We start from the raw sequence: 19,084 nt of genomic DNA, 5'->3' as shown, positions 1-19,084 counted from the left end.
TCTTAACTTTTCTTTATTTTTCCAAAGTGGCTAACTTGTTCTTGCAATTTGCGTAAAAAACTCGATTTGAATAATACGATTTTTGCATATGATAATGATCCTAATATACTCAAGGCTACCGGTTATAATAATGTTGATCCACTATCAGCAAGACTGGACTATAAAAATGCTTTTTACACAAGAAAGTGGTTTGAATTCGATGAATTAGGAACTGGTCAAATTTATATGAGTGCTAGTGATTTATATAAAATTGAAAAGTATATTATGACTGGTTCTTATCTCAGTAAGAAATCTCGAAAAGAATTATTTAAACCAGGAAGTGGCAGTACTTATGGTGGAGGATTGTATCATCGTGAGAACGATAACTTTGCCAATGGTTGGGGTTATGGTTTTCAAACGGTAATGCACATTTCTCATAATGGCAAAAACGCTGTTATTGTTTTAGAGAATTATTCCAGATTAGCAGCCGATATTAAGCCAGCTGCTCGAACAATTTATCAAATGATTAACGAAAAATGAAAATAAAGGTAGCTATTTACCCTAAAAGCTTGTATGATTAATTGTGCAGGTAGCCTACCTGTGAATTAAAAATGACTGCTTTATACATTCCAAAGTTTTACTGTAAAGTAGCCTAAAATCCTACATCACGGATTGATGTAGGATTTTTTCTTTTGTCAATTTTCTCAATTTGATGTAATTTGTAAGTATTGAGGAGGATTATATTGATGTATAAATTAAACGATGGACAAGAAATTCCAGGTTTTGGTTTTGGAACTTATAAATTAAATGGGCGTAGTGGTGTTCAAAGTATCGTTTCAGCCATTAACAATGGTTATACGATGCTTGATACAGCCTATAATTACGAGAACGAAGGTGCTGTTGGTAAAGCAATCGCTGAGAGTGGCATTAATCGTGATCGATTAACGGTTACTTCCAAATTACCGGGACGCTATTATGCTTATGATGATGCCATAACGGCGTTACAAGAATCACTTTATCGAGCACATCTTGACTATTTTGACTTGTATTTATTACATTGGCCTAATCCTAAACGTGGCATGTACGTTGAGGCATGGCAAGCTTTGATCGATGCTCAAAAATTTGGCCTTGTGAAGTCAATTGGTGTTTGCAACTTCTTGCCAGAACATTTGAATAAATTAAAGAAAGAAACTGGTATTTTGCCAAGTGTTAATCAAATTGAATTGCATCCATACTTTAACCAAGAAACAATGCGTAAATTTGATGCGGATAACGGTATTGTAACGATGGACTGGAGTCCGCTTGGACGGGCTAGTTCCGTATTGCAAAACGAAACATTAATAAAATTAGGTAAAAAATACAAGAAAACTGTTGGTCAAATGATATTAAGATGGGAATTGCAATTGAAGACGATTCCGATTCCTAAATCAGCTTCGCCAGTCCGTCAACGTGAAAATATGGATATCTTTGATTTTGAAATATCAGCTGAAGATATGCTCCAAATCAATGCTTTAACAAAACCGGATGGTCGAACAAAGAATCAAGATCCTGCAGTATATGAAGAATTTTAAAAATGAGAGTGCTATTTATTTTTATCATAAATAGCACTCTTTTTCTATATCTTAGAGGGCCTAAGAATATACGACTAGTTTGATGTAGAGTAAAATCAATTTAGTAATAATATTTTTAAAATAGGAGTTTTATATGACTGATTTATTTAATTATGGTGCTATTAGTATTCATGGTGCACGAGAAAATAATTTGAAAAATATTGATTTAGATATTCCCAAGCATAAGATGACTGTTTTCGCTGGTTTGTCAGGTTCAGGTAAATCTTCCTTAGTTTTTGATACTTTGGCGGCAGTCTCTCGAAGAGAATTAAATGAAACTTTTCCTAGTTTTACGCAGCAATATTTACCTAAGTATGGTCAACCACAATTTGATAGTATCGAACATTTGCCAGTAGCAATTGTAGTTGAACAAAAACCAATTGGACGTAATTCACGGTCTACTTTAGCGACTTATACAGGAATTTATTCAGTTTTAAGACTGATGTTTTCACGGATTGGTCAACCTTGGGTAGGGTATTCGGAATGGTTTTCCTTTAATTTGCCCCAAGGGATGTGTCCTAATTGTCAGGGATTGGGTTTTATCGATGATGTCGATGAGAGTCAATTGATTGACCCTAACAAATCTTTGAATGAAGGGGCAATGACCTTTGCTGGTTTTCAGCCGGGAACGTGGCGCTGGAAAGAGTATGGCAACAGTGGTCTCTTTGATCTTGATAAAAAAATCAAAGATTATTCTAAAGAGGAGTATGAAATGTTTATGCATGCTCCCAAACAAAAATTGAAGAATCCTCCTAAAACTTGGGCTAGAACTGCTCAATATGAAGGCTTGGTACCAAGAATGCTTCGCTCGGTAATTCATAGTGCTTCTGGTCGTCATCATCAAGCTGCATTGGAAAAAATTGTCACGAGAAAAACTTGTCCAGTGTGTCATGGAACTCGTTTAAATAGTAAAGCCTTGACTGCTAAGATTGAAGGAAAGAATATCGCTGAAGTCGGTGAGATGGATTTGGTTAACGTTTTGAAATTTTTAGACAGTATTACTGACTTTAAGGCTAAAACAATGGTTCGTGAACTTCGTAGTAAGGTTCAGTCATTAGTGGATATTGGTTTGGGTTATCTTTCTTTGAACCGTGGAACCGATACTTTGTCTGGCGGTGAGGCACAACGAATCAAAATTGCTAAATATTTAACTAGTTCTTTGTCAGATTTAGTTTATGTTTTAGATGAACCTAGTGTTGGATTGCATCCACATGATATTCAATTGATTACAAAATCATTGAAAAAACTGAAAGATCAAGGTAATACGATTGTTCTAGTTGACCACAATCCAGCAATTATTTCAGCGGCCGATTATGTAGTAGAAATTGGACCCAAGGCTGGTAAAAGTGGCGGAACGGTTACTTTTAAGGGAACTTATTCTGAATTATTGAAATCTAATACTATTACTGGGCAAATGTTGCGGACTCCTGTAAAATTTTCTCAGCCTAGAACAACAGCAGATTGGCTCAATGTGAAAAATGTGACCTCGCATAATTTGAATAAAGTCAGTGCTAAGATTCCTAAAGGTGTTTTGACAGTTGTTTCTGGGCCAGCTGGTTCAGGCAAAAGTACTTTAGTTGATGCATTTAAGCAACAGATGTCAGGAATTGATTATGTTGACCTCAGTCAAGATTCTGTCGGAGTAAATATTCGCTCAACGCCGGCCACTTATTTGAATATTTTGAATCCTTTGCGAAAACTTTTTGCCAACGCAAATAAAGTCTCAACACAATTATTTAGCTATAACGGCAAGGGTGCTTGTCCACGCTGCAAAGGTAAAGGCGTGACGATAACAGAAATGGCTTTCATGGATCCCGTCGTTCAAACTTGTGAATTATGTGGTGGAAAGAGATATAGTCGAGAAGCTTTACAATACAAGTATCATGGCAAAGATATTTCTGAAGTAATGAACATGTCAATCGATGATACTTTGGACTTCTTTAAGGACGTTCCTAATATTTTGAAAAAAGTCGACTTACTTGAAAAAGTCGGTTTAGGTTATTTGAATCTGAGTCAATCAATGACAACACTTTCTGGTGGAGAAGTGCAACGAGTTAAATTGGCGATGGAATTAGACCACAAGGGTAGTGTTTATTTCTTAGATGAACCAACTACAGGTTTGCATTTGAATGATACGAAACGCCTGATTGATCTATTTGAAAAGCTCGTTGATAATGGCAACACTTTAATTTTAATTGAGCATAATTTGTCACTTATTTCTCAAGCTGATTGGTTAATAGACATGGGACCTGATGCTGGTAAATATGGTGGTAAAGTTTGTTTTGAAGGCACACCTGAAGATAGTATGAAGTGTTCAAAATCACGAACTGGAGTTGCTTTGAAAAAATTAATTGGATAAAAAATGTCTAACTGAAATTATCAAAATTCAGTTAGACATTTTTTAGTCAAAATAAGTTTCCCAATTATTGGCTTTATGACAATCAAATGCACGTTTGAAGTCGTCTGGCATATTTCGGGCTAATGATAAATTTAATTTTAAAGCTTCATTTAAGGTGAAGTATCTAACATCGGAAGTTTCTACGCCGCTGTGAATGTCGTTTTCTGTAGGAATGCATTCAAAAAATAATTTGTATATGTAATTGAGGTTTTTCTTAGGGTAGTGATTTTTTTGCATGTCTTTGATGGAAATCATTCGTTTGGGTTTGACCTTGATACCAGCCTCCTCGAAAGTTTCTTTGACAGCAATTTCAGCAGCGGAATAGCCAATGTCGCCCCAACCACCCGGGATTGACCATTCGCCACTACTTTTTTCGCGGACGAGTAGTATCTTATCATCCTTGAAGGTTGCAGCGCGAATATCAACTTTTGGTGTAACATATCCAGTATCAGCATCAAAGAAAATATCCAATTGTTTTTGAGAAGAATTTTTAACAAGTTTAGTAATTAGTTGTTTTGAAACCTCTTCTAACTGGTCATATCGTTCACGATCAAAGACATCTTTACTGTAATGTTTACCAGTTTGTGCAATTGCTTGCAATTTTTCGATTAGTAATTCAATATTATCCATTTTTTTACCGCCTTTAATTGGATTATATCATTGGAAGACTAATCTTTAGAAAACGATTTCTTTAAGTGGCTTCTTCAAACGGTTGTTGAATGAAAGAGTTAAAGATGTTATAGCTCTTGAGAGTTAGACTGTGGTTTTCTTCTTTGACGATTTCAGCAATATTAGCCATTAGGTAAAGACTGTTGATCATCATAAAATGAGAATTATTTGAAAGGGCAAAATTAATTCCTTTTTCCAAAGTTTGAATTGCTAAATCAAATTTGGAAATATGGAAGTAAGATAGGGCAGCAATATAGAATAGTAAATTTAAATTCTCATTGTAGTTTGTTTTTTCAAGGTGTCTAAAGGCTAGTTTGATTTGATCAAAGGTAGAAGTCTTAAGTCCTTGCTGAGCATAAACATAAGCTAGAGTGATATTACCCAATCTAGTTAGAGTTTTTTGTTTACGGCCATTAGTTGAGCAGGCCAAAGATAATTTGAGATATTCTTTAGCCTTATCAAACCCTCGATCGAGATGCAATGAACACAATGCCAAATAAAAGTAGTAAGCTTGAGTTTGTTCGTCATTTTGAACGGTCTCTAAAACAGTTGGGCGATTCAGGAAAGCTTGCAATTGTTGATATTTTCTTTTTCGATAAAAACTAGCTGCTTTTTGATTGAAATATTTTTCACGACAAATTTGGAAACTTCCTACTAAACAAAGATCGTCAAAATCGACTGCTAATCGCTCACAAAGATTAATTAGTAGTTTCATATTGGGGATATATTTGTTGTGTTCGATTTCTGAAAGGGTTGATTGTGAACAAATATCTTCAGAGATTTCGCTTTGGGATATTTGTTGTTGTTGTCTAGTTTCTCGCAAGATATCGCCTAAATTATTCATATAATAAACACCCACTATTTATTTCTATGATTAAATAATATAGAACGAGTGTATATTTTCTGTTCAATTAATGTAAAGTTGTGTAATTTTTTTGTAAATATTTCAAAAAAAGCTATTTCCAGCAGAAAAAGGAAATAGCTTTTTTATAATTTAATGAAGTGAAAAACCTTGTTCCAATAAAAAGTCGGCAACTTCTGGACGGTGAACATGATTGAAAATAGTCAAATTCTTTTCAGTCCATGTTGTATCTTGAGGATTAGTCTTTCGATTAGCATAATAATCATTTACCTTATTATCATAGGAAGATAAATCGTTAAAGAGATTATTGTTGTAAGTATTTACTGAAACTTGATTTGCTTTTGGAAGTCTTGGCTTAGTTTGATTAAGTACTTTAGGAACACCAATAGTCATTCCAAAAAGTGGGAAGGTATATTTAGGGAGATTCAACAACTTAGCAACTTGTTTAATATTGTTGCGAATACTTCCAATATAGCAAATCCCTAATCCCATAGATTCAGCGGCCACAGCCATGTTTTGGGCAGCAATGGTCGTATCAACTGTTGCAACCAGTAGTGATTCCATATTTCTGATACTATCTAAATTTTGATTGTATGCTTTTAAAATTGTTGCTTGTCGATTAAGGTCAGCAACGAAGACATAAAAAGTATCGGCTTTTTTGACGTGTGGTGAACTGATGGTAATATCTGATAATTGATTTCGTAAATTAGAATCAGTAATTTCAATAATAGAGAAAGCTTGAACAAATTCAGAAGTTGAGCCACTCTGAGCAGCTTTAACTAATTCTTCTTTTGCATTTTCACTAATAGTTTCATCTTTAAAGTCCCGAACTGATACGTGTTTGATTAAGTTTTCAATGGTTTGGTTCATTTTGTTCCCTCATTTTTTGAAAATAATATTACTTGTTTTTGTATCATAACACTTTAAAGTAAAATTGCGGTGGCTAAAGCCTTTTGGATCGTAGTGATACTGTTGTCTTTTCTAAATTGTAATACTTGTGCTGGTTCAACTGCTCCGGAGATCCAAATTTTTAATTCAGCATCTAAATCAAAATGACCAGTAGTTTCAACAGAAAAACGAGAGATACTCTTATAAGGGAAAGTCTTATAGTCAACTTTTTTACCTGTAACGCCTTGTTTATCAACAACGATTAGTCGATGGTTAGTGAAGACCACTAAGTCACGAACTAATTTAAAAGCTAAGTCCACCTCTTCATTTGGGATTAAAACATCTTTTAATTCTTTTTTAATAGCGTCTCGATCGACATTAGTTGCATTACCAAGTAGTCCATCTAGTAAACTCATAGCTTGTAGCCTCCTTAATGTTTGTTAATATAATTATTTACTAGGAGTAGGTGTGAAAGCAAATAAAAATTGACTAAGCTTTTGACTAACTAGCTTTGTAAATTTTGTTAATCAAAGAATAAAATATAACAACAAAAAAGCTGTTATATCAGTCTCATTTTGACTAATATAACAGCTAATAGAATTTCACAATCACCCGTATGGGGGTTATATCCCCACATGATGAAATCCTATAATACCAGTGCTTACAAGGGCTTAATAGCGCTTAAACACCTAATGGCTCCGCTCGTGGCTCCGAAATTTAGAAGCCTACATAACTGGTAAATTTATCTATTGTTTCCTCGGTGGCTTGTTTGGTAACATGAGCATAGGTCGATAGGATTACGCTCACATCACTATCCCCAGCTTGCTTTTGAATTTGTTTGATTGTTAGTTGATTAGATTCAATAGCAAGTGTTATCCAGGTATGACGTAAACCGTGTGGTGTAATACGTTTCAATCTCTTTTTGTTATCATTATTGTATGAGTCAATAACTGCATCCATCCACTTGTTTGGTTTCATCATAGATAATAGTTGGTTGTGAGTATTAGGAAATATCCATTGGTTCCGTGAACCAGTATTATATCCAAGCATAAACATTTCTTTGTGCATTGTACTTATCCAATGGTTCAAAATATCCGCAGTATTTTGATCTAAGTGTAAAGTACGATAGCCATTAATAGTTTTAGGTGTACCAATAGTCTGGTGGTTATCAATATCCCTTGTAACAGTTTTATTAATTAATAATGTCTTATCTTTATAGTCAAAGTCAGCAACCTGTAAAGCCAATATTTCAGCTTTCCTGGCTCCCGTGAAGGCTAGTAGTCTAAACAATGCTACTGCTTTCTCATTTCGACCACCATAATACTTGTTAGTTTGATTTATGAAAGCCTGTAATTCGTTTTTATCCCAAAATTTATTATCATCATCACTTTGTATTTTAGCTTTCTTTTTTGGCATAATTACAAGATCCATAGGGTTTTCATATATGATACTCAAACGTCTGGCTTCTTTAAAAACAAGATTGGCATAATTCTTAATCTTTTTATAGTCTGAGAAATCATCATACCAACCGTTTACTATCTTTTGACAGGTAGTAACGGTTATTTTTTTTATCTTATATTTCCCGAAAGCTGGCAAGATATGTATTCTAAACATTCCTAAGACGTGGTTTAGCGTGCTTTCTTTGACCGTCTTCCTATAAGACTCAATGAAACTATCGTACACGTCTTTGTACGTTGCGTTAGTGTCTTCTTTAAAACCGTGATTATCTAAGTCAGCCAATTGATGAGCTACATAAATTTCACATTCTTTGCGTGTCTTAAAACCACGTTTTTGTCGTTTAGTTCTTTTGCCAGTTAATGGATCAGTTGCAATGGTGTACTGGCAACGCCAAAATTTACTACCATCTTTTGTTTTGTATTGTGTAAAACTTGCCATAGTTTAGTTTCCCCATTTCTAGCTTTGCACGGCGCTTTATGGGGAGATGGTTAATTAGATTTTTTTATGTTTAATAACTTGATTAAATCGCCATTAGAAAGAATCGATAAACTGTGAGTAGAATTCTCTACTTTGGAATTAATAATATCATCGGGTAATTCAAAGATATAGCCATCTTTATTTTTTTTGATATTGATAAATTCTACTTCCTGAATACCGAAACAATCAATCAAAAAAGGCAGTGAACCAGTCTTTAATGACTCTTCGTATAAATCTGTATCAGGTGAAACAAGATCAAGAGCGGTAGCGAACAATACAAATAATTGTTCTTTAGAAAATTTAGATAAAATTTTATTTATTCTTTTCAGTTCTTTTAGGACTTCATTCTTAGTTTCGTCTGCAAGCGCCTTATATTGTTGATCATTAAAGTCTAGAAGTTCAAATATTGAGATACCAAATATTTTAGCGCTATTTTCGCCATTCAAAAAACTTAAGATTATAGGATAAGAATGATAATAGAGTTTATTGTCATTGTTTTCATCAGATACTAGTTGCAATAATAACAAATTATTTTTATCAATATCAAGGTTTATATCTACTGGAATTGTAGTTTTATCATTATCAAATTTAATTATTGAGGCATAAGTATTGTCTATATTTATAAAAAAACTTTCGACTGGCAAATCAAAATGTTCCATGAGTTTTTGGAGGGTATTCAGTTGAATCCCCTTACTATCATTGTTTGATAATTGTGTGAGAGTTTTTCTTGATAAACCCGTTTCACGTGATAGTTCACTAATGTTCTCGTTATTATCTTTTAGTATTTTATCAAGATTAAATTTAAGCATTTTTCATTGCCTCCAATGCACTAAGAGTATCATTTGCTGGTGAAAATGGCAATTAAAGGTTGCACAATTATATCTATTGAGTATAATAGTAGTCAAAAGGTGATTAAATTGTTACCTTTAAGAACGGAAAGGAGAAATCGTTATGCAGATGAACGTACAGATGCCATCAAACTTTGATGAAGAAATTCAGATGGCAATTGATAAAGCAGTTACCGAGATATTAAGCAAAAGCCAGAACAGTTCAAAATATCCCGAGTATATGGATATTGGAACAGCAGCAGAATATTTAGGAGTATCACGAAATACTATGACACAAAAGGTTTTAAAAAATTCTAATATCCCAATGACTTTAATTGGTGATAGAATTACACGTTTCAAGAAGTCAGACTTGGATAAATATATGTCTGATAAAGCAATCTAAAAAAATATAATAGTGGCTTTGCACGGCGCACAGTTATATATGGAGATGGTGCCAATGGAACAAGAATTAATTGATGCAATTCAAGAATTAACCAATGATATTTCAGAAGTAACACGTGATTACATTTTTTTCAGAAGTGAAGATTACAGTGTTACTGGTGCATCAGACTTGTGCCAAGGTATTGCAGATAATGCAATGAAGGCAAAAGAGATCTTTAAAATTTATGAATCAATAATTAAGGAGAAATAATCATGTTTGAAAATGATGAAGAAGAAATGAATTTCCTTAAAGCACAAGATGAGGATATTCAAGCACACATTCGCAATATTGAAACAAACCTAGATGCTTTAAAAGGAAATAGCACGATCACAGTGAACGATGGTGAAAAGAAAGTAGTTGTACCAGCTATCGTATTAGCAGATGAAATTGCTCAATATGCTAAAGCTATTAGTGATGCTATTTTATTACAGTAATGAACCAAAAAAATGACAAAAAAAATAACCATTACTAACCGACCAAGTAAGTAATGATTATCCTGTATTTTTCACAACAAATACATTTGTCATTTTATCATGTATCAAAGATTTTAGTTAATAGATCAATGAGGTAAATAAATAGTGAAGATACAAAAAAAGACATACCCCCCGTGGATAAGCCCTTTAGATAAACTATTTAATACCTTAACTATACCAAAAATTAGGGAGTTTTTAAATACTTGAAAATGAATTAGAAGATATTGTTTGTATGAATTTGAACAATAAACAAAAGATTGATCTAGCGACAGCATTTATAGATGCGGTTCAAACCGTGTCGGCTTCAATTAATACAGTTGATAGTCGATTAGGTGATCTAATTGAAAAAATCCCCAATGAGGATAAATAAATTTGTTTGCGTACGCAACGAAATCAAGGAAGTGATAAATTGACCACTTATGAAATGGCACTAGAACTAGCCAAAAGAAATATATACTACTATCCTACTGCACCTGGTAGTAAGTCGGGTATGAAAGATACCCACGGTTTCAGTGATGCCGTAAATGATGATTCTATGGCACAGGAATGGTTTCAAGGAACTAATAACAATATCGGTATTAATTTAAAGAAGTCGGGCTTAATGGTGGTAGACGTTGATATGCATGGCAATGGCAACGGCAGACACAACCTACTGAAAGTATTTCAAACATATGGACGGTTACCAGATGATACGTTAATAGAACGAACACCGCACAATGGAATACATTACTTTCTAAAAGTCCCCTCTGGTGTCAAGGTCAAAAGTCAAACAAGTGCATTCTTTGACCAGTCTGGAATAGACCTAATGTGTAACAATATTTTGATTGCTCCCAGTACCATTGATGGTGCTAGTTACGCTCACGTGTCTGGTTCTTATGATGACATAAAACAAGCCCCCACCTGGTTACTAGAGTTTGCCCAGGATAAGCCAGCTAATAATGTTAATTCTGGCACGCCACGATTGAAAAAGTATACAGGAGCTTTGTTGGATAAGATCGTTAAGGGTGCTACCAAGGGACAACGAAATGATTTTATCACAAGTGTTGCAGGTTCAATGCTAGCAGTTGGTACCAGTGCTAGTAATGTTTATGAATTATTGTCGGTTATTAATAATAGTTTCGTGTCGCCAAGTTTACCACAAAAGGAACTTGAAACTATTTACAGATCAGTTCTTATGAGGGAAATAGAAAAATTGAAGGCGGACTGATGGAAAAAAAGCTAACAAGTTTAATGCAAGAAGCAGACCAATTAAATAGTACAAAAATAGTAGAAATTGAACCATGGAAGGAACAATTCCTTAAAACTGATAAAGGCACGATGCGATCTAGTTCAAGCAAAAATGTATTCTTAATACTTCAAAATGATGCCAGATTGAAAGACCTACTTCAATACAACGAGTTTTCAGAACAGCTTCAAAAATTGAAGCCTAACTACTCACTTGATACTAAACCAGGTGACTGGCTAGATAGTGATGATTCTAAACTCAAGTTGTTTATTGAGGATAATTACAATTACGTTCCTACAAAAGATGCTATCAGTGATGCAATTGTAAAGTTTGCTATGGATCACTCTTTTAACCCCGTCAAGCAACGTATTGAATCCGTCACATGGGACGGCGTGAAGCGAGTTGAAACTTTTTTCATAGACTACTTAGGTACAGAAGATACCGAATATACACGTGAGATATGTAAACGTTGGTTAACGGGTGCAGTCGCTAGAGTTTATAACCCTGGTGTGAAGTTTGAAATTGTTCCTATCTTATTTGGTGGTCAAGGTATTGGTAAAAGTACCCTAGTAGGTTCTATATACCGTGATTACTTTTTAGATGAGCTAGAGTCCATGGGTAAAACTAAGGACGACTTCCAGCAACTAAAAGGTAAATGGATTGTAGAAATTGGTGAGTTGTCAGCCATGCGTAGAACTGATGTGGATCACGTCAAGGCTTTTATATCAGCACAGTTTGACAATTACAGACCGTCGTACGGACACTACACGACAGATCACCCACGTAAGATTGCTTTTATTGGTACTTCAAATCCACCAGAATTCTTGAAGGATAAGACAGGAAACAGACGTTTTTTTCCTATTGAATGTAATGTTCAAGAAAAGAAGAAAGATCCGTTCAATATAGATGATGCTGATATTCTGCAAGTTTTGGCAGAAGCCAAAGTTTTATATAACAATGGTGGACAAATCTTTATAACAGATTCCTTACAGAAAATTGCAGAGAAATATCAAAAAGATGCTATGGTTCAAGATCCTAGCGAGGAACAAATATTGTCTTATCTTGATATGCCAGTACCAGTCAATTGGAATGAATATCCTGCTGAAAACAAACGTTATTATTTTAACGATTATATGAACGATCGTACTTGTGTTGACATGGACAAAAAGCCAGTTAAGGAAACTACAACCATTGACCAGGTAACCACCAATGAAATTCTACAAGTTGCTTTTCATATTAGTAACGATCAGTTAATTTCCGCATCACGTGGGAACGTAGGTAAACAGATTTCTGATGTTATGAATAGCTTACAAGATACCTGGCAAAGAAGTACCAATGTGAGAATTAATAAGACAAAACGCGGACGTGGATATAAACGTAAATGATACATGATACATGTGTGATACATGACACGTATCACTTCTTATCCTAACTGTATCAAGGATTACAGGAATAATGATACATGATACATGTAAATAACAAAGTATTAAAAAAGGTATTACTAAGTGTGTAACCGTGCTTTATTTGAAGTTTTAAAACATACATGTATCACGTATCACATAAGAGAAAGTAACTCTTATCCCTTGTGGCGCAAAGGTTACAGAGATGATACATGTTAAAAGCATGATGTATCACATGTATCAATTTAAGAAAGGAACACACAAATGGAACTACAAGATAATTACACCCGACTATACAGGTGGATAAAGCAACGACACCACTTAGTTAAGAATAAATTACCCCCCACTATCGGGGTATTAGATCCCGATGGTTACGATGATCCCATTAGATTTTTAGACCTGTCACCGTTGGAGCAAGTGGAGCTGGTTACGTGGGTACTCAATACATTGGCACCCAGTAAAGGAATTAATTACGCTGATGATTCTTACAGTCTTAAACACTATTTCAGTGATTCAGGTTGTGGCTTTTACATTATGAATGGAATGTTTAAAGGTGCAATGTTGGTTACTGGTTTCAAGGTTGCGGACAAGCAGAGTAAGAACTGGTGCTTCAATATTAAGCCGTCCAGTACCACCAACCTATATCGTACGAAGGCAAACATTATTGATAAGAAAATCAAATATTAAATTAATTGATTGATCTAATTTAAACAGAGGAGAATATAAAAAATGACAACTTTAAAAGAAATTGAATCAAAATTAACTAACTTAGTGACAGACAACCAAAGCAAAATTGATAGCTATCAAAAGAAGATTGAAACCGCTGATAAAGCTATCCAGGATGCAAACAAAAAATTGAAGAACGCCGAAGATACCGTAAATGTAGATGATTATAATAAGGCGAAAAATGCAATTTGGTCAGCAGATCACGCCAAAGAACTTTATACGAAAACTAAAAATAAGGTTCAAAATACCCCACTAATTAGTAAAGCAGAATATAGTTCATTGTTAAAAGAAATTACTGAAGGCGCTGATAATGAACAAGAGGCATTAAACGAAAAAGCGATAAAACTTATTTCAGACATTCGTTCACTTGCTAACGAATCGAGTGGAGTTACAAATAAAGCTAATAAATTAATGAACGTTTTACAACGAAAAATTTATAAAGAACCCGAGGGACGTATTTTGAAAAGCGATGGGGGTACAACCTGGTCAAGTGATAAGGAATACAGAAGTAAAATTTCAGTAAGTGGTTTTTACAATGCTAAAGTTAAGGGAACATCACTATCAAAATTAGCGGGTGAAGAAAAATAGAAATTCAATAATTATTGGTTATAAAAAAGGAGTATTAAAACTATGGATGAAAATAAATATATTAGTATAGATAAAATGCAAAAAGAAGTAGATGAAAAATTTGAAAAGGAAGTAAGAGAGCATAACGCCAAAGTAGATGCAAAACGTAAAGCTATACAAGATGCGGAGAATGCTGAAATGCAAAAACTTTATAAAGGCATGGCGGAAAGTATTAAAACCGAACAAGAAGAACAGAAGTCCCGTGAACTTGAAGAGGCTGTTTCAAAGGCATCCAAAGAAGTTGAAGATAAGTATGATAATAATTCAATAATAAAATCAGAAAAACGAACTTCTATGGATAAGGGTTACAAGAATTTGTTAGATGGCTTGGATTTAAATGATTGATTAGAACCCTGGTTTATATTGATACCCGCCATATAGTTGGGATAACAACCTCACTAGCCCGTGTACCTTGTGCCTGGTTGGGTTAATGAATAGAACAATAGTATTGGTATTAAAGGTAATCAAATGGCATAAGGAGCCTGTTAATAGGTTGCTACAATAGTTTGTAGTTACTTGATTTAGTTTGAAATATATTTTTAAAATAAATTTCTGAATCGCAGAGTTGCATCCGTCACTCCCTCGCCCCACTCACCTGGGTACTGGGGTGGATGGGTGGAGCTAGTCTGATGCTGACAAGATTTGAATTAAAAATAAAATAAAAAAAATAAATTATTTTTATTATTTGTTGGTGATTAAATAAAAAATAATTTATTTTTAAAAGTCCCTATTAAGCCGTGTACGGCGTTTATTGATGTTGCTTGGTAAATTGTAACGTGCCTGGTAATGGGGGGGCGTACCCACCCCCTCCCCGTTATAGCCGTGGTTCACGCCGTCACTGTACATTTTTTCTCATGAATTTGATTAGGGGGGTATCTATGGTAGTGATGTCAATGAATATAGAACAACTTAAATTCAAAATAATTGATGAAATGTGTGGGTACACTTTTACTTATAAAGGTGAGCCTTGTGGTATGGAACCAACGGTATAAGCTTCTTTTTTAGTCTTAAATCCGCTCTTAGATAAAGATTTACGTTTACCATTAGTATCCTTGTATCTGATACGATAAGTCCAAGCTTTACCACGTTTATATACTTCCATGAGTATTCCTCCAGTATGGTATACTAAAGGAGCTAAATAGGGGAGTTTTAGCCCATTTAGTATAGATTTCGTTTAAGTCATATTCCATCTACTTTGGTCGGTGTAGGAATATGGCTTTTTTTATTTTGTCTTTAATTTAACTTGTATGTCATTGATCCAAGACTTTTACCAGTAACAATATTTTCAGCGGTTAATTTAACCGGTGTGGTTGTATCATCTAATTCATATGAAACAGCCATTTCAACGGTTCCACCAACTTTAATTTCTTCAGATTGTGAATCTAAAAATCTATCATCAGGAAGTGAACCAACATCCAATTCATTGACTGAATCTTTATTATTATCCTGAATTGCTTTGAAAACACTTATCCAAGCCCCGTTTGGATCTAAGTCTTTAGCTTTCTTATTATGAACTTTGAACCAAAATGCCAATACAGGTTTTTCACCATATTCGTTTCCAGTTTCGCCAACTTGGATTACTTTTGTTTGAGTAATATCAATATCGTAATCCTTGGTTACTAACTTATTATCCTTGAAATAAGTTGATGCTTTCTTTTTAACCTTCACGGTTTTATCAGCTGTATCAGATTTTGAAGACGATTCGTTGCCACCGGAACAAGCTACCAATGTTGAAGCTAAAAGAATAGTTAATCCCGTTAATGCTAAACTTTTGGTTTTCATTTTCTTTTCCCCCGAAACAAATTTCAGCTTTTAAAGTCAGTCAGATTTTGGACATAGAAAGACCGTTGTTTAAATTGAATTTATAGCCCTTATACGTGAAGTCAATTCCACGTTTAATACGATAAGTGTCAATGGCTTTCCACATGTAAGATTCAGACACTTCAAAGAAGTCTGACATTTCCCAAGGCGTTCTAATTCCGGCTTGATAGCAAGCTATAATGCTATCCAAATCAACTATTAGACAATACCCTAGTGGCCGTTTTTGATCCATTATCAATGGCTTTTTAAATTAGGGCCTAGTACTTTTGGAATGGAAATACTTTCCAACACCAAAAATTCTAGACCCGTTTAAGTTGCTACGTTTTGCATCCAATAAAAGCCCCAAGTAGGGGCTTCGATTGTTACTTAGTTGCTTGTTTACGTAGTGCAATAAAGTGCCAAACGAAGAAGCCAACACCAATGACGAATGAAACCCAACCCCAGATTTGCAAGTCTGAATATACATGCGCGTTGCTGATCGCGAATAACCATGAAATGATCATCAAGACAAGACCGGCAATGTCACCACCAAGCTTTTCTGATTTGCGAGTGGCAATATAAATAATTCCAGAAACGATGAACAGGATTGCTACCACAAAGCCAGCACTTCCACCCACGTCCTTTGACTTATCAATAGCATTACCAACACCCACGGCGAATGATTGTAGCAAGATAAACAAGGACAAAACAATCTGCAAAATCCCAACAACTAATTTTGTTGTTTTCAATATATGATACCTCCAAAATATTCAGCTTTTATAGTCGTCAGTATTTGGACTGATTTTGAGTCACAGAAAGTGATTTTACAGGTTATAACCCTAAGAACGTATTTAGAATCTTTTCAAGAGTATTCGCAGGAAGGCTAAGCTAATCATCATCTTACTGGTGTTCAGCTTTCGCTCACAATTGCGCCAGAGGCGCCGATATTTTCCTAGCCAGCTAAAACTGCGTTCGATAACCCAGCGTTGCGGGGTCACTTGACCGTGCCTAAGGTCACTCTGTTTAGCAATAATGACTTCAGCGTTAATCATTGCCTGAACTGATTGAGCAAAGTTGTTACCAGTATAACCACCATCGGCCATTACTCGTTGAACCAGGTCAAACTGTGATTTGTTTAACGCCAGTAGCGCATTGGCGCCATCACGCTCAGAAACATTGGCGGTTGTCACATGGACTGCCATCGGCAGCCCATTGATATATACAGCAAGATGGCGCTTAATCCCACTCACCTTTTTACCGCTTAATCCCACTCACCTTTTTACCGCTTAATCCCACTCACCTTTTTACCACCATCGTAGCTGCTACTTTCAGCAGGATCGGTATTCTTGACACTTTGAGCATCTAGAATGACGAACGATGTATAAACTGAACGCTTCTGAGCCAACCGATGTTGGCTGACAATTTTTTTAAAACCTTATCCAGAGGAGTGATACCAGCAGGAGATGGCGTTTTAGTCCAAAGTAACCAGTAATAATAGACGGTTTCCCATTTAGGAAAATCGCTGGGTAAATCGCGCCAAACGCACCCATTTTTCAAGGTATAAAGCAGGGCACAAAAGATATCATATAAATCAACCTTTCTTGGCTTAGTCCGCTTACGTATACCCAAGTTGACGTGCTTTACGTTCTTGACTTAGGTCATCAGCAGTTTTGTATTTGCTAATATTACCAACTGTAGTTTGAACATGTCCTATTTCTTCACCAATATGCTGTAGTGTGTCAGTGAATCCACACCTGGTGGTTAGAAAGACATTGTTACCAACGGTTAAAGCATCTAACCCTGGTGGCATGTCGGTTTTATAAACAAAATTAATATTTGATTTATATTTATTAATTGTGCGTTCAAGTCTATTCATCCAATCAGTCTTTCTTATTATCTTTAGTAATAAAGTCTATATATTCAGTGATTTTTTCTAGTTGCTCTGGTGTTACATCATCATTTAAATGAGCTACTATAGTTTTTACATTATTATCTTTTTTTATTTTAGATTCATCATGATCGTTTACATGTCCCAAAATTAAATAATCAGGTGTCGTACCGAGATATTTAGCCACATGAACTAATTTATCTGTAGGTGCGCTATCTTTCCATTTACGTAAACTACCATTACTAAATCCTAAATCCATTTCAATTTGACGAATAGAAATTTTTTTCGGTTTAGCTACACGCTGAATATGTTGATATACCGTCATTTTCTTGCATCCATTTCTAAGCATAGTCTAAATATAGACTATGAATCTAAATTAAAGCATTTTACCTATAGACTACAGGTATATATAATTGCGCTTGTAAGTTGATTGAGAGTATTAAAAACCTATCGCAATTCCTAACTTATTAGCTTTGGCGGGCGAATAAAGGAATAACGGTGTTCTTTAATATGCCTCATCGTAGAATATCAGTCTATTTTTTGCAAGAGATATGTCGACCAACTTACTAAATTATATAAGGTGGTGAACGTATTGATTTATGAAACAATTCAAAACATTGCTAAGAAGAAAAACATTCCAATTAGAAAAATTGAAACTGATTTGGGCTTTAGCAATGGAACCATTAGAAAATGGGACACTTCACAAACTATTTCTATTAAGAGAGTGAAAGCAGTTGCCAATTATTTGAAGGTTGATCCATACACACTTTTATTAGTTGGTATTGCCACTTTTGGCAATGCCTTTTTTGATAGATGAGGCCGTTTCAACTGACCGCAAGAGGTCTGCCCAATTTTGCGCAACCCCCTCTTTTAAAGTATGCCGTGTACGCTGAAATGGAGTACATGAAAGATAGCTTTTACTTTTTTGAGTAATAGCTTTTTTATCACTTGTGGCAGAAAGACGGTTTATGACAATTTTGTCCTTTACCCCAATTTCGGGGAAAAGTTTCGTTAACCATTGGAAAGATAAGGGTACACAAAAAGTGAGTACCCTTTAAAGGTTGCCATCTAAAACATATCTTTTTGAAGGATATGAAACAGATTGCTTGAAACGATCTGTTTTAACTAAAATACCTGGACTGTCAAAATGGAGGTTCAGCTCAAGAAAGGAATTTAATATAAATGGTTACATTACAAGATGTTAAAAATAGTTTGCGTGTGACACACGCGCTAGACAACACTCTTTTACAAAATTACATAGACACTGCACAAGATTACATTATGAGCGCCGTTAATCACAACGTACCAGTATATAGGTTCATATAATCACTATCA

The 19,084-nt window shown here is 34.8% G+C and carries 26 protein-coding genes and 2 pseudogenes; 14 read left to right on the top strand and 14 right to left on the bottom strand.

What is annotated here, in order from left to right; translation table 11 throughout:
• Positions 1-48 precede the first annotated feature (48 nt).
• The 3 genes from FC88_RS01775 (at position 49) to FC88_RS01765 (ending at position 3,948) form a co-directional block, all read left to right on the top strand.
• A complete protein-coding gene (locus tag FC88_RS01775) occupies positions 49-519 on the top strand; it encodes a serine hydrolase domain-containing protein (RefSeq protein ID WP_200951535.1) in 471 nt (156 codons plus the stop codon).
• 200 nt (positions 520-719) lie between these two features.
• Positions 720-1,550 (top strand): aldo/keto reductase, encoded by an 831-nt coding sequence (locus FC88_RS01770; protein WP_162256518.1) that lies wholly within the window; start codon positions 720-722, stop codon positions 1,548-1,550.
• A 133-nt stretch (positions 1,551-1,683) separates the two neighbouring features.
• Positions 1,684-3,948 carry an ATP-binding cassette domain-containing protein gene (locus FC88_RS01765; RefSeq protein ID WP_057812163.1) on the top strand — a complete coding sequence of 755 codons (2,265 nt, stop codon included), beginning with the start codon at positions 1,684-1,686 and terminating at the stop codon, positions 3,946-3,948.
• A gap of 42 nt (positions 3,949-3,990) precedes the next feature.
• On the opposite strand, the gene FC88_RS01760 is transcribed toward FC88_RS01765, so the two are convergent.
• From FC88_RS01760 to FC88_RS01735, 6 genes are all read right to left on the bottom strand, one after another.
• Positions 3,991-4,617, bottom strand: coding sequence for an NUDIX hydrolase (locus tag FC88_RS01760; RefSeq protein WP_057812160.1), 627 nt, complete (start codon positions 4,615-4,617; stop codon positions 3,991-3,993).
• Positions 4,618-4,678: 61 nt separating this feature from the next.
• Positions 4,679-5,500 carry a helix-turn-helix domain-containing protein gene (locus FC88_RS01755; RefSeq protein ID WP_057812158.1) on the bottom strand — a complete coding sequence of 274 codons (822 nt, stop codon included), beginning with the start codon at positions 5,498-5,500 and terminating at the stop codon, positions 4,679-4,681.
• 150 nt (positions 5,501-5,650) lie between these two features.
• Positions 5,651-6,388 carry an oxygen-insensitive NADPH nitroreductase gene (gene nfsA / locus FC88_RS01750; RefSeq protein ID WP_057812156.1) on the bottom strand — a complete coding sequence of 246 codons (738 nt, stop codon included), beginning with the start codon at positions 6,386-6,388 and terminating at the stop codon, positions 5,651-5,653.
• Between the two features lie 53 nt (positions 6,389-6,441).
• Complete coding sequence (locus FC88_RS01745) at positions 6,442-6,822, bottom strand: PH domain-containing protein (protein WP_057812154.1); 381 nt, start codon at positions 6,820-6,822, stop codon at positions 6,442-6,444.
• 301 nt (positions 6,823-7,123) lie between these two features.
• On the bottom strand, positions 7,124-8,302 hold the full coding sequence (locus FC88_RS01740; protein ID WP_057812151.1) for a site-specific integrase: 1,179 nt from the start codon (positions 8,300-8,302) through the stop codon (positions 7,124-7,126).
• 50 nt (positions 8,303-8,352) lie between these two features.
• Positions 8,353-9,150 (bottom strand): helix-turn-helix domain-containing protein, encoded by a 798-nt coding sequence (locus FC88_RS01735; RefSeq protein WP_057812149.1) that lies wholly within the window; start codon positions 9,148-9,150, stop codon positions 8,353-8,355.
• A 142-nt stretch (positions 9,151-9,292) separates the two neighbouring features.
• On the opposite strand from FC88_RS01735, the gene FC88_RS01730 reads away from it, so the two are divergent.
• The 9 genes from FC88_RS01730 (at position 9,293) to FC88_RS01695 (ending at position 14,406) form a co-directional block, all read left to right on the top strand.
• Complete coding sequence (locus FC88_RS01730; RefSeq protein WP_057812147.1) at positions 9,293-9,571, top strand: excisionase family DNA-binding protein; 279 nt, start codon at positions 9,293-9,295, stop codon at positions 9,569-9,571.
• Between the two features lie 54 nt (positions 9,572-9,625).
• Entirely contained in the window at positions 9,626-9,820 is a 195-nt protein-coding gene (locus tag FC88_RS01725) for a hypothetical protein (RefSeq protein ID WP_057812145.1), read from the top strand.
• Positions 9,821-9,822: 2 nt separating this feature from the next.
• On the top strand, positions 9,823-10,044 hold the full coding sequence (locus tag FC88_RS01720; RefSeq protein ID WP_057812144.1) for a hypothetical protein: 222 nt from the start codon (positions 9,823-9,825) through the stop codon (positions 10,042-10,044).
• Positions 10,045-10,315: 271 nt separating this feature from the next.
• Complete coding sequence (locus FC88_RS12745; RefSeq protein WP_157060406.1) at positions 10,316-10,453, top strand: hypothetical protein; 138 nt, start codon at positions 10,316-10,318, stop codon at positions 10,451-10,453.
• Between the two features lie 6 nt (positions 10,454-10,459).
• Positions 10,460-11,290 carry a bifunctional DNA primase/polymerase gene (locus FC88_RS01715; RefSeq protein WP_149029849.1) on the top strand — a complete coding sequence of 277 codons (831 nt, stop codon included), beginning with the start codon at positions 10,460-10,462 and terminating at the stop codon, positions 11,288-11,290.
• Positions 11,290-12,693 carry a virulence-associated E family protein gene (locus FC88_RS01710; protein ID WP_057812140.1) on the top strand — a complete coding sequence of 468 codons (1,404 nt, stop codon included), beginning with the start codon at positions 11,290-11,292 and terminating at the stop codon, positions 12,691-12,693. The genes FC88_RS01715 and FC88_RS01710 overlap by 1 nt, the downstream gene beginning before the upstream one ends.
• Positions 12,694-12,972: 279 nt before the next feature.
• Entirely contained in the window at positions 12,973-13,395 is a 423-nt protein-coding gene (locus FC88_RS13045; RefSeq protein WP_057812138.1) for a hypothetical protein, read from the top strand.
• A gap of 42 nt (positions 13,396-13,437) precedes the next feature.
• On the top strand, positions 13,438-14,022 hold the full coding sequence (locus FC88_RS01700) for a hypothetical protein (protein ID WP_057812136.1): 585 nt from the start codon (positions 13,438-13,440) through the stop codon (positions 14,020-14,022).
• A 42-nt stretch (positions 14,023-14,064) separates the two neighbouring features.
• Entirely contained in the window at positions 14,065-14,406 is a 342-nt protein-coding gene (locus FC88_RS01695; protein ID WP_057812134.1) for a hypothetical protein, read from the top strand.
• 646 nt (positions 14,407-15,052) lie between these two features.
• On the opposite strand, the pseudogene FC88_RS12560 reads toward FC88_RS01695, so the two are convergent.
• The 8 genes and pseudogenes from FC88_RS12560 to FC88_RS13040 form a co-directional block, all read right to left on the bottom strand.
• Positions 15,053-15,163: pseudogene (locus FC88_RS12560) on the bottom strand (Arm DNA-binding domain-containing protein); the annotation flags it as partial.
• Positions 15,164-15,294: 131 nt separating this feature from the next.
• A complete protein-coding gene (locus FC88_RS01690; protein WP_057812132.1) occupies positions 15,295-15,843 on the bottom strand; it encodes a DUF5067 domain-containing protein in 549 nt (182 codons plus the stop codon).
• A 40-nt stretch (positions 15,844-15,883) separates the two neighbouring features.
• Positions 15,884-16,114 (bottom strand): hypothetical protein, encoded by a 231-nt coding sequence (locus FC88_RS01685; protein WP_057812130.1) that lies wholly within the window; start codon positions 16,112-16,114, stop codon positions 15,884-15,886.
• 130 nt (positions 16,115-16,244) lie between these two features.
• Entirely contained in the window at positions 16,245-16,610 is a 366-nt protein-coding gene (locus FC88_RS01680; protein WP_057812128.1) for a hypothetical protein, read from the bottom strand.
• A 102-nt stretch (positions 16,611-16,712) separates the two neighbouring features.
• A complete protein-coding gene (locus FC88_RS13350) occupies positions 16,713-17,132 on the bottom strand; it encodes an IS5 family transposase (RefSeq protein ID WP_057812126.1) in 420 nt (139 codons plus the stop codon).
• A gap of 11 nt (positions 17,133-17,143) precedes the next feature.
• Positions 17,144-17,481, bottom strand: a pseudogene (locus FC88_RS13340) (transposase); the annotation flags it as partial.
• Positions 17,477-17,671 carry a hypothetical protein gene (locus tag FC88_RS01670; protein WP_157060405.1) on the bottom strand — a complete coding sequence of 65 codons (195 nt, stop codon included), beginning with the start codon at positions 17,669-17,671 and terminating at the stop codon, positions 17,477-17,479. The gene FC88_RS01670 and the pseudogene FC88_RS13340, both read right to left, overlap by 5 nt.
• Positions 17,672-17,741: 70 nt before the next feature.
• Positions 17,742-18,074 carry a helix-turn-helix domain-containing protein gene (locus tag FC88_RS13040; protein WP_187323350.1) on the bottom strand — a complete coding sequence of 111 codons (333 nt, stop codon included), beginning with the start codon at positions 18,072-18,074 and terminating at the stop codon, positions 17,742-17,744.
• 267 nt (positions 18,075-18,341) lie between these two features.
• On the opposite strand from FC88_RS13040, the gene FC88_RS01660 reads away from it, so the two are divergent.
• Together FC88_RS01660 and FC88_RS13335 are read left to right on the top strand one after the other, a co-directional pair.
• A complete protein-coding gene (locus FC88_RS01660) occupies positions 18,342-18,566 on the top strand; it encodes a hypothetical protein (protein WP_057812122.1) in 225 nt (74 codons plus the stop codon).
• Between the two features lie 365 nt (positions 18,567-18,931).
• Positions 18,932-19,075: a head-tail connector protein gene (locus tag FC88_RS13335; RefSeq protein WP_083484530.1), complete on the top strand. Its 144-nt coding sequence runs from the start codon at positions 18,932-18,934 to the stop codon at positions 19,073-19,075.
• The last annotated feature ends 9 nt before the right edge of the window (positions 19,076-19,084 follow it).

It is taken from the genome of Companilactobacillus futsaii JCM 17355 (genome assembly GCF_001435505.1).
Taxonomy (GTDB): domain Bacteria; phylum Bacillota; class Bacilli; order Lactobacillales; family Lactobacillaceae; genus Companilactobacillus; species Companilactobacillus futsaii.
Note: the sequence above shows the minus strand (reverse complement) of the source record. Positions and strands in the feature narration are given on the sequence as shown.

Coding starts and splice junctions, on each gene's coding strand:
- FC88_RS01695 (WP_057812134.1), top strand. CDS start 14,065: ATGGATGAAAATAAATATATTAGTATAGATAAAATGCAAAAAGAAGTA.
- FC88_RS01670 (WP_157060405.1), bottom strand. CDS start 17,671: ATGCCACCAGGGTTAGATGCTTTAACCGTTGGTAACAATGTCTTTCTA.
- FC88_RS13040 (WP_187323350.1), bottom strand. CDS start 18,074: ATGACGGTATATCAACATATTCAGCGTGTAGCTAAACCGAAAAAAATT.
- FC88_RS01740 (WP_057812151.1), bottom strand. CDS start 8,302: ATGGCAAGTTTTACACAATACAAAACAAAAGATGGTAGTAAATTTTGG.
- FC88_RS01730 (WP_057812147.1), top strand. CDS start 9,293: ATGCAGATGAACGTACAGATGCCATCAAACTTTGATGAAGAAATTCAG.
- FC88_RS13335 (WP_083484530.1), top strand. CDS start 18,932: ATGGTTACATTACAAGATGTTAAAAATAGTTTGCGTGTGACACACGCG.
- FC88_RS01745 (WP_057812154.1), bottom strand. CDS start 6,822: ATGAGTTTACTAGATGGACTACTTGGTAATGCAACTAATGTCGATCGA.
- nfsA (WP_057812156.1), bottom strand. CDS start 6,388: ATGAACCAAACCATTGAAAACTTAATCAAACACGTATCAGTTCGGGAC.
- FC88_RS01710 (WP_057812140.1), top strand. CDS start 11,290: ATGGAAAAAAAGCTAACAAGTTTAATGCAAGAAGCAGACCAATTAAAT.
- FC88_RS01765 (WP_057812163.1), top strand. CDS start 1,684: ATGACTGATTTATTTAATTATGGTGCTATTAGTATTCATGGTGCACGA.
- FC88_RS01755 (WP_057812158.1), bottom strand. CDS start 5,500: ATGAATAATTTAGGCGATATCTTGCGAGAAACTAGACAACAACAACAA.
- FC88_RS01700 (WP_057812136.1), top strand. CDS start 13,438: ATGACAACTTTAAAAGAAATTGAATCAAAATTAACTAACTTAGTGACA.
- FC88_RS01760 (WP_057812160.1), bottom strand. CDS start 4,617: ATGGATAATATTGAATTACTAATCGAAAAATTGCAAGCAATTGCACAA.
- FC88_RS12745 (WP_157060406.1), top strand. CDS start 10,316: ATGAATTTGAACAATAAACAAAAGATTGATCTAGCGACAGCATTTATA.
- FC88_RS13045 (WP_057812138.1), top strand. CDS start 12,973: ATGGAACTACAAGATAATTACACCCGACTATACAGGTGGATAAAGCAA.
- FC88_RS01720 (WP_057812144.1), top strand. CDS start 9,823: ATGTTTGAAAATGATGAAGAAGAAATGAATTTCCTTAAAGCACAAGAT.
- FC88_RS01685 (WP_057812130.1), bottom strand. CDS start 16,114: ATGGATCAAAAACGGCCACTAGGGTATTGTCTAATAGTTGATTTGGAT.
- FC88_RS01725 (WP_057812145.1), top strand. CDS start 9,626: ATGGAACAAGAATTAATTGATGCAATTCAAGAATTAACCAATGATATT.
- FC88_RS01735 (WP_057812149.1), bottom strand. CDS start 9,150: ATGCTTAAATTTAATCTTGATAAAATACTAAAAGATAATAACGAGAAC.
- FC88_RS01690 (WP_057812132.1), bottom strand. CDS start 15,843: ATGAAAACCAAAAGTTTAGCATTAACGGGATTAACTATTCTTTTAGCT.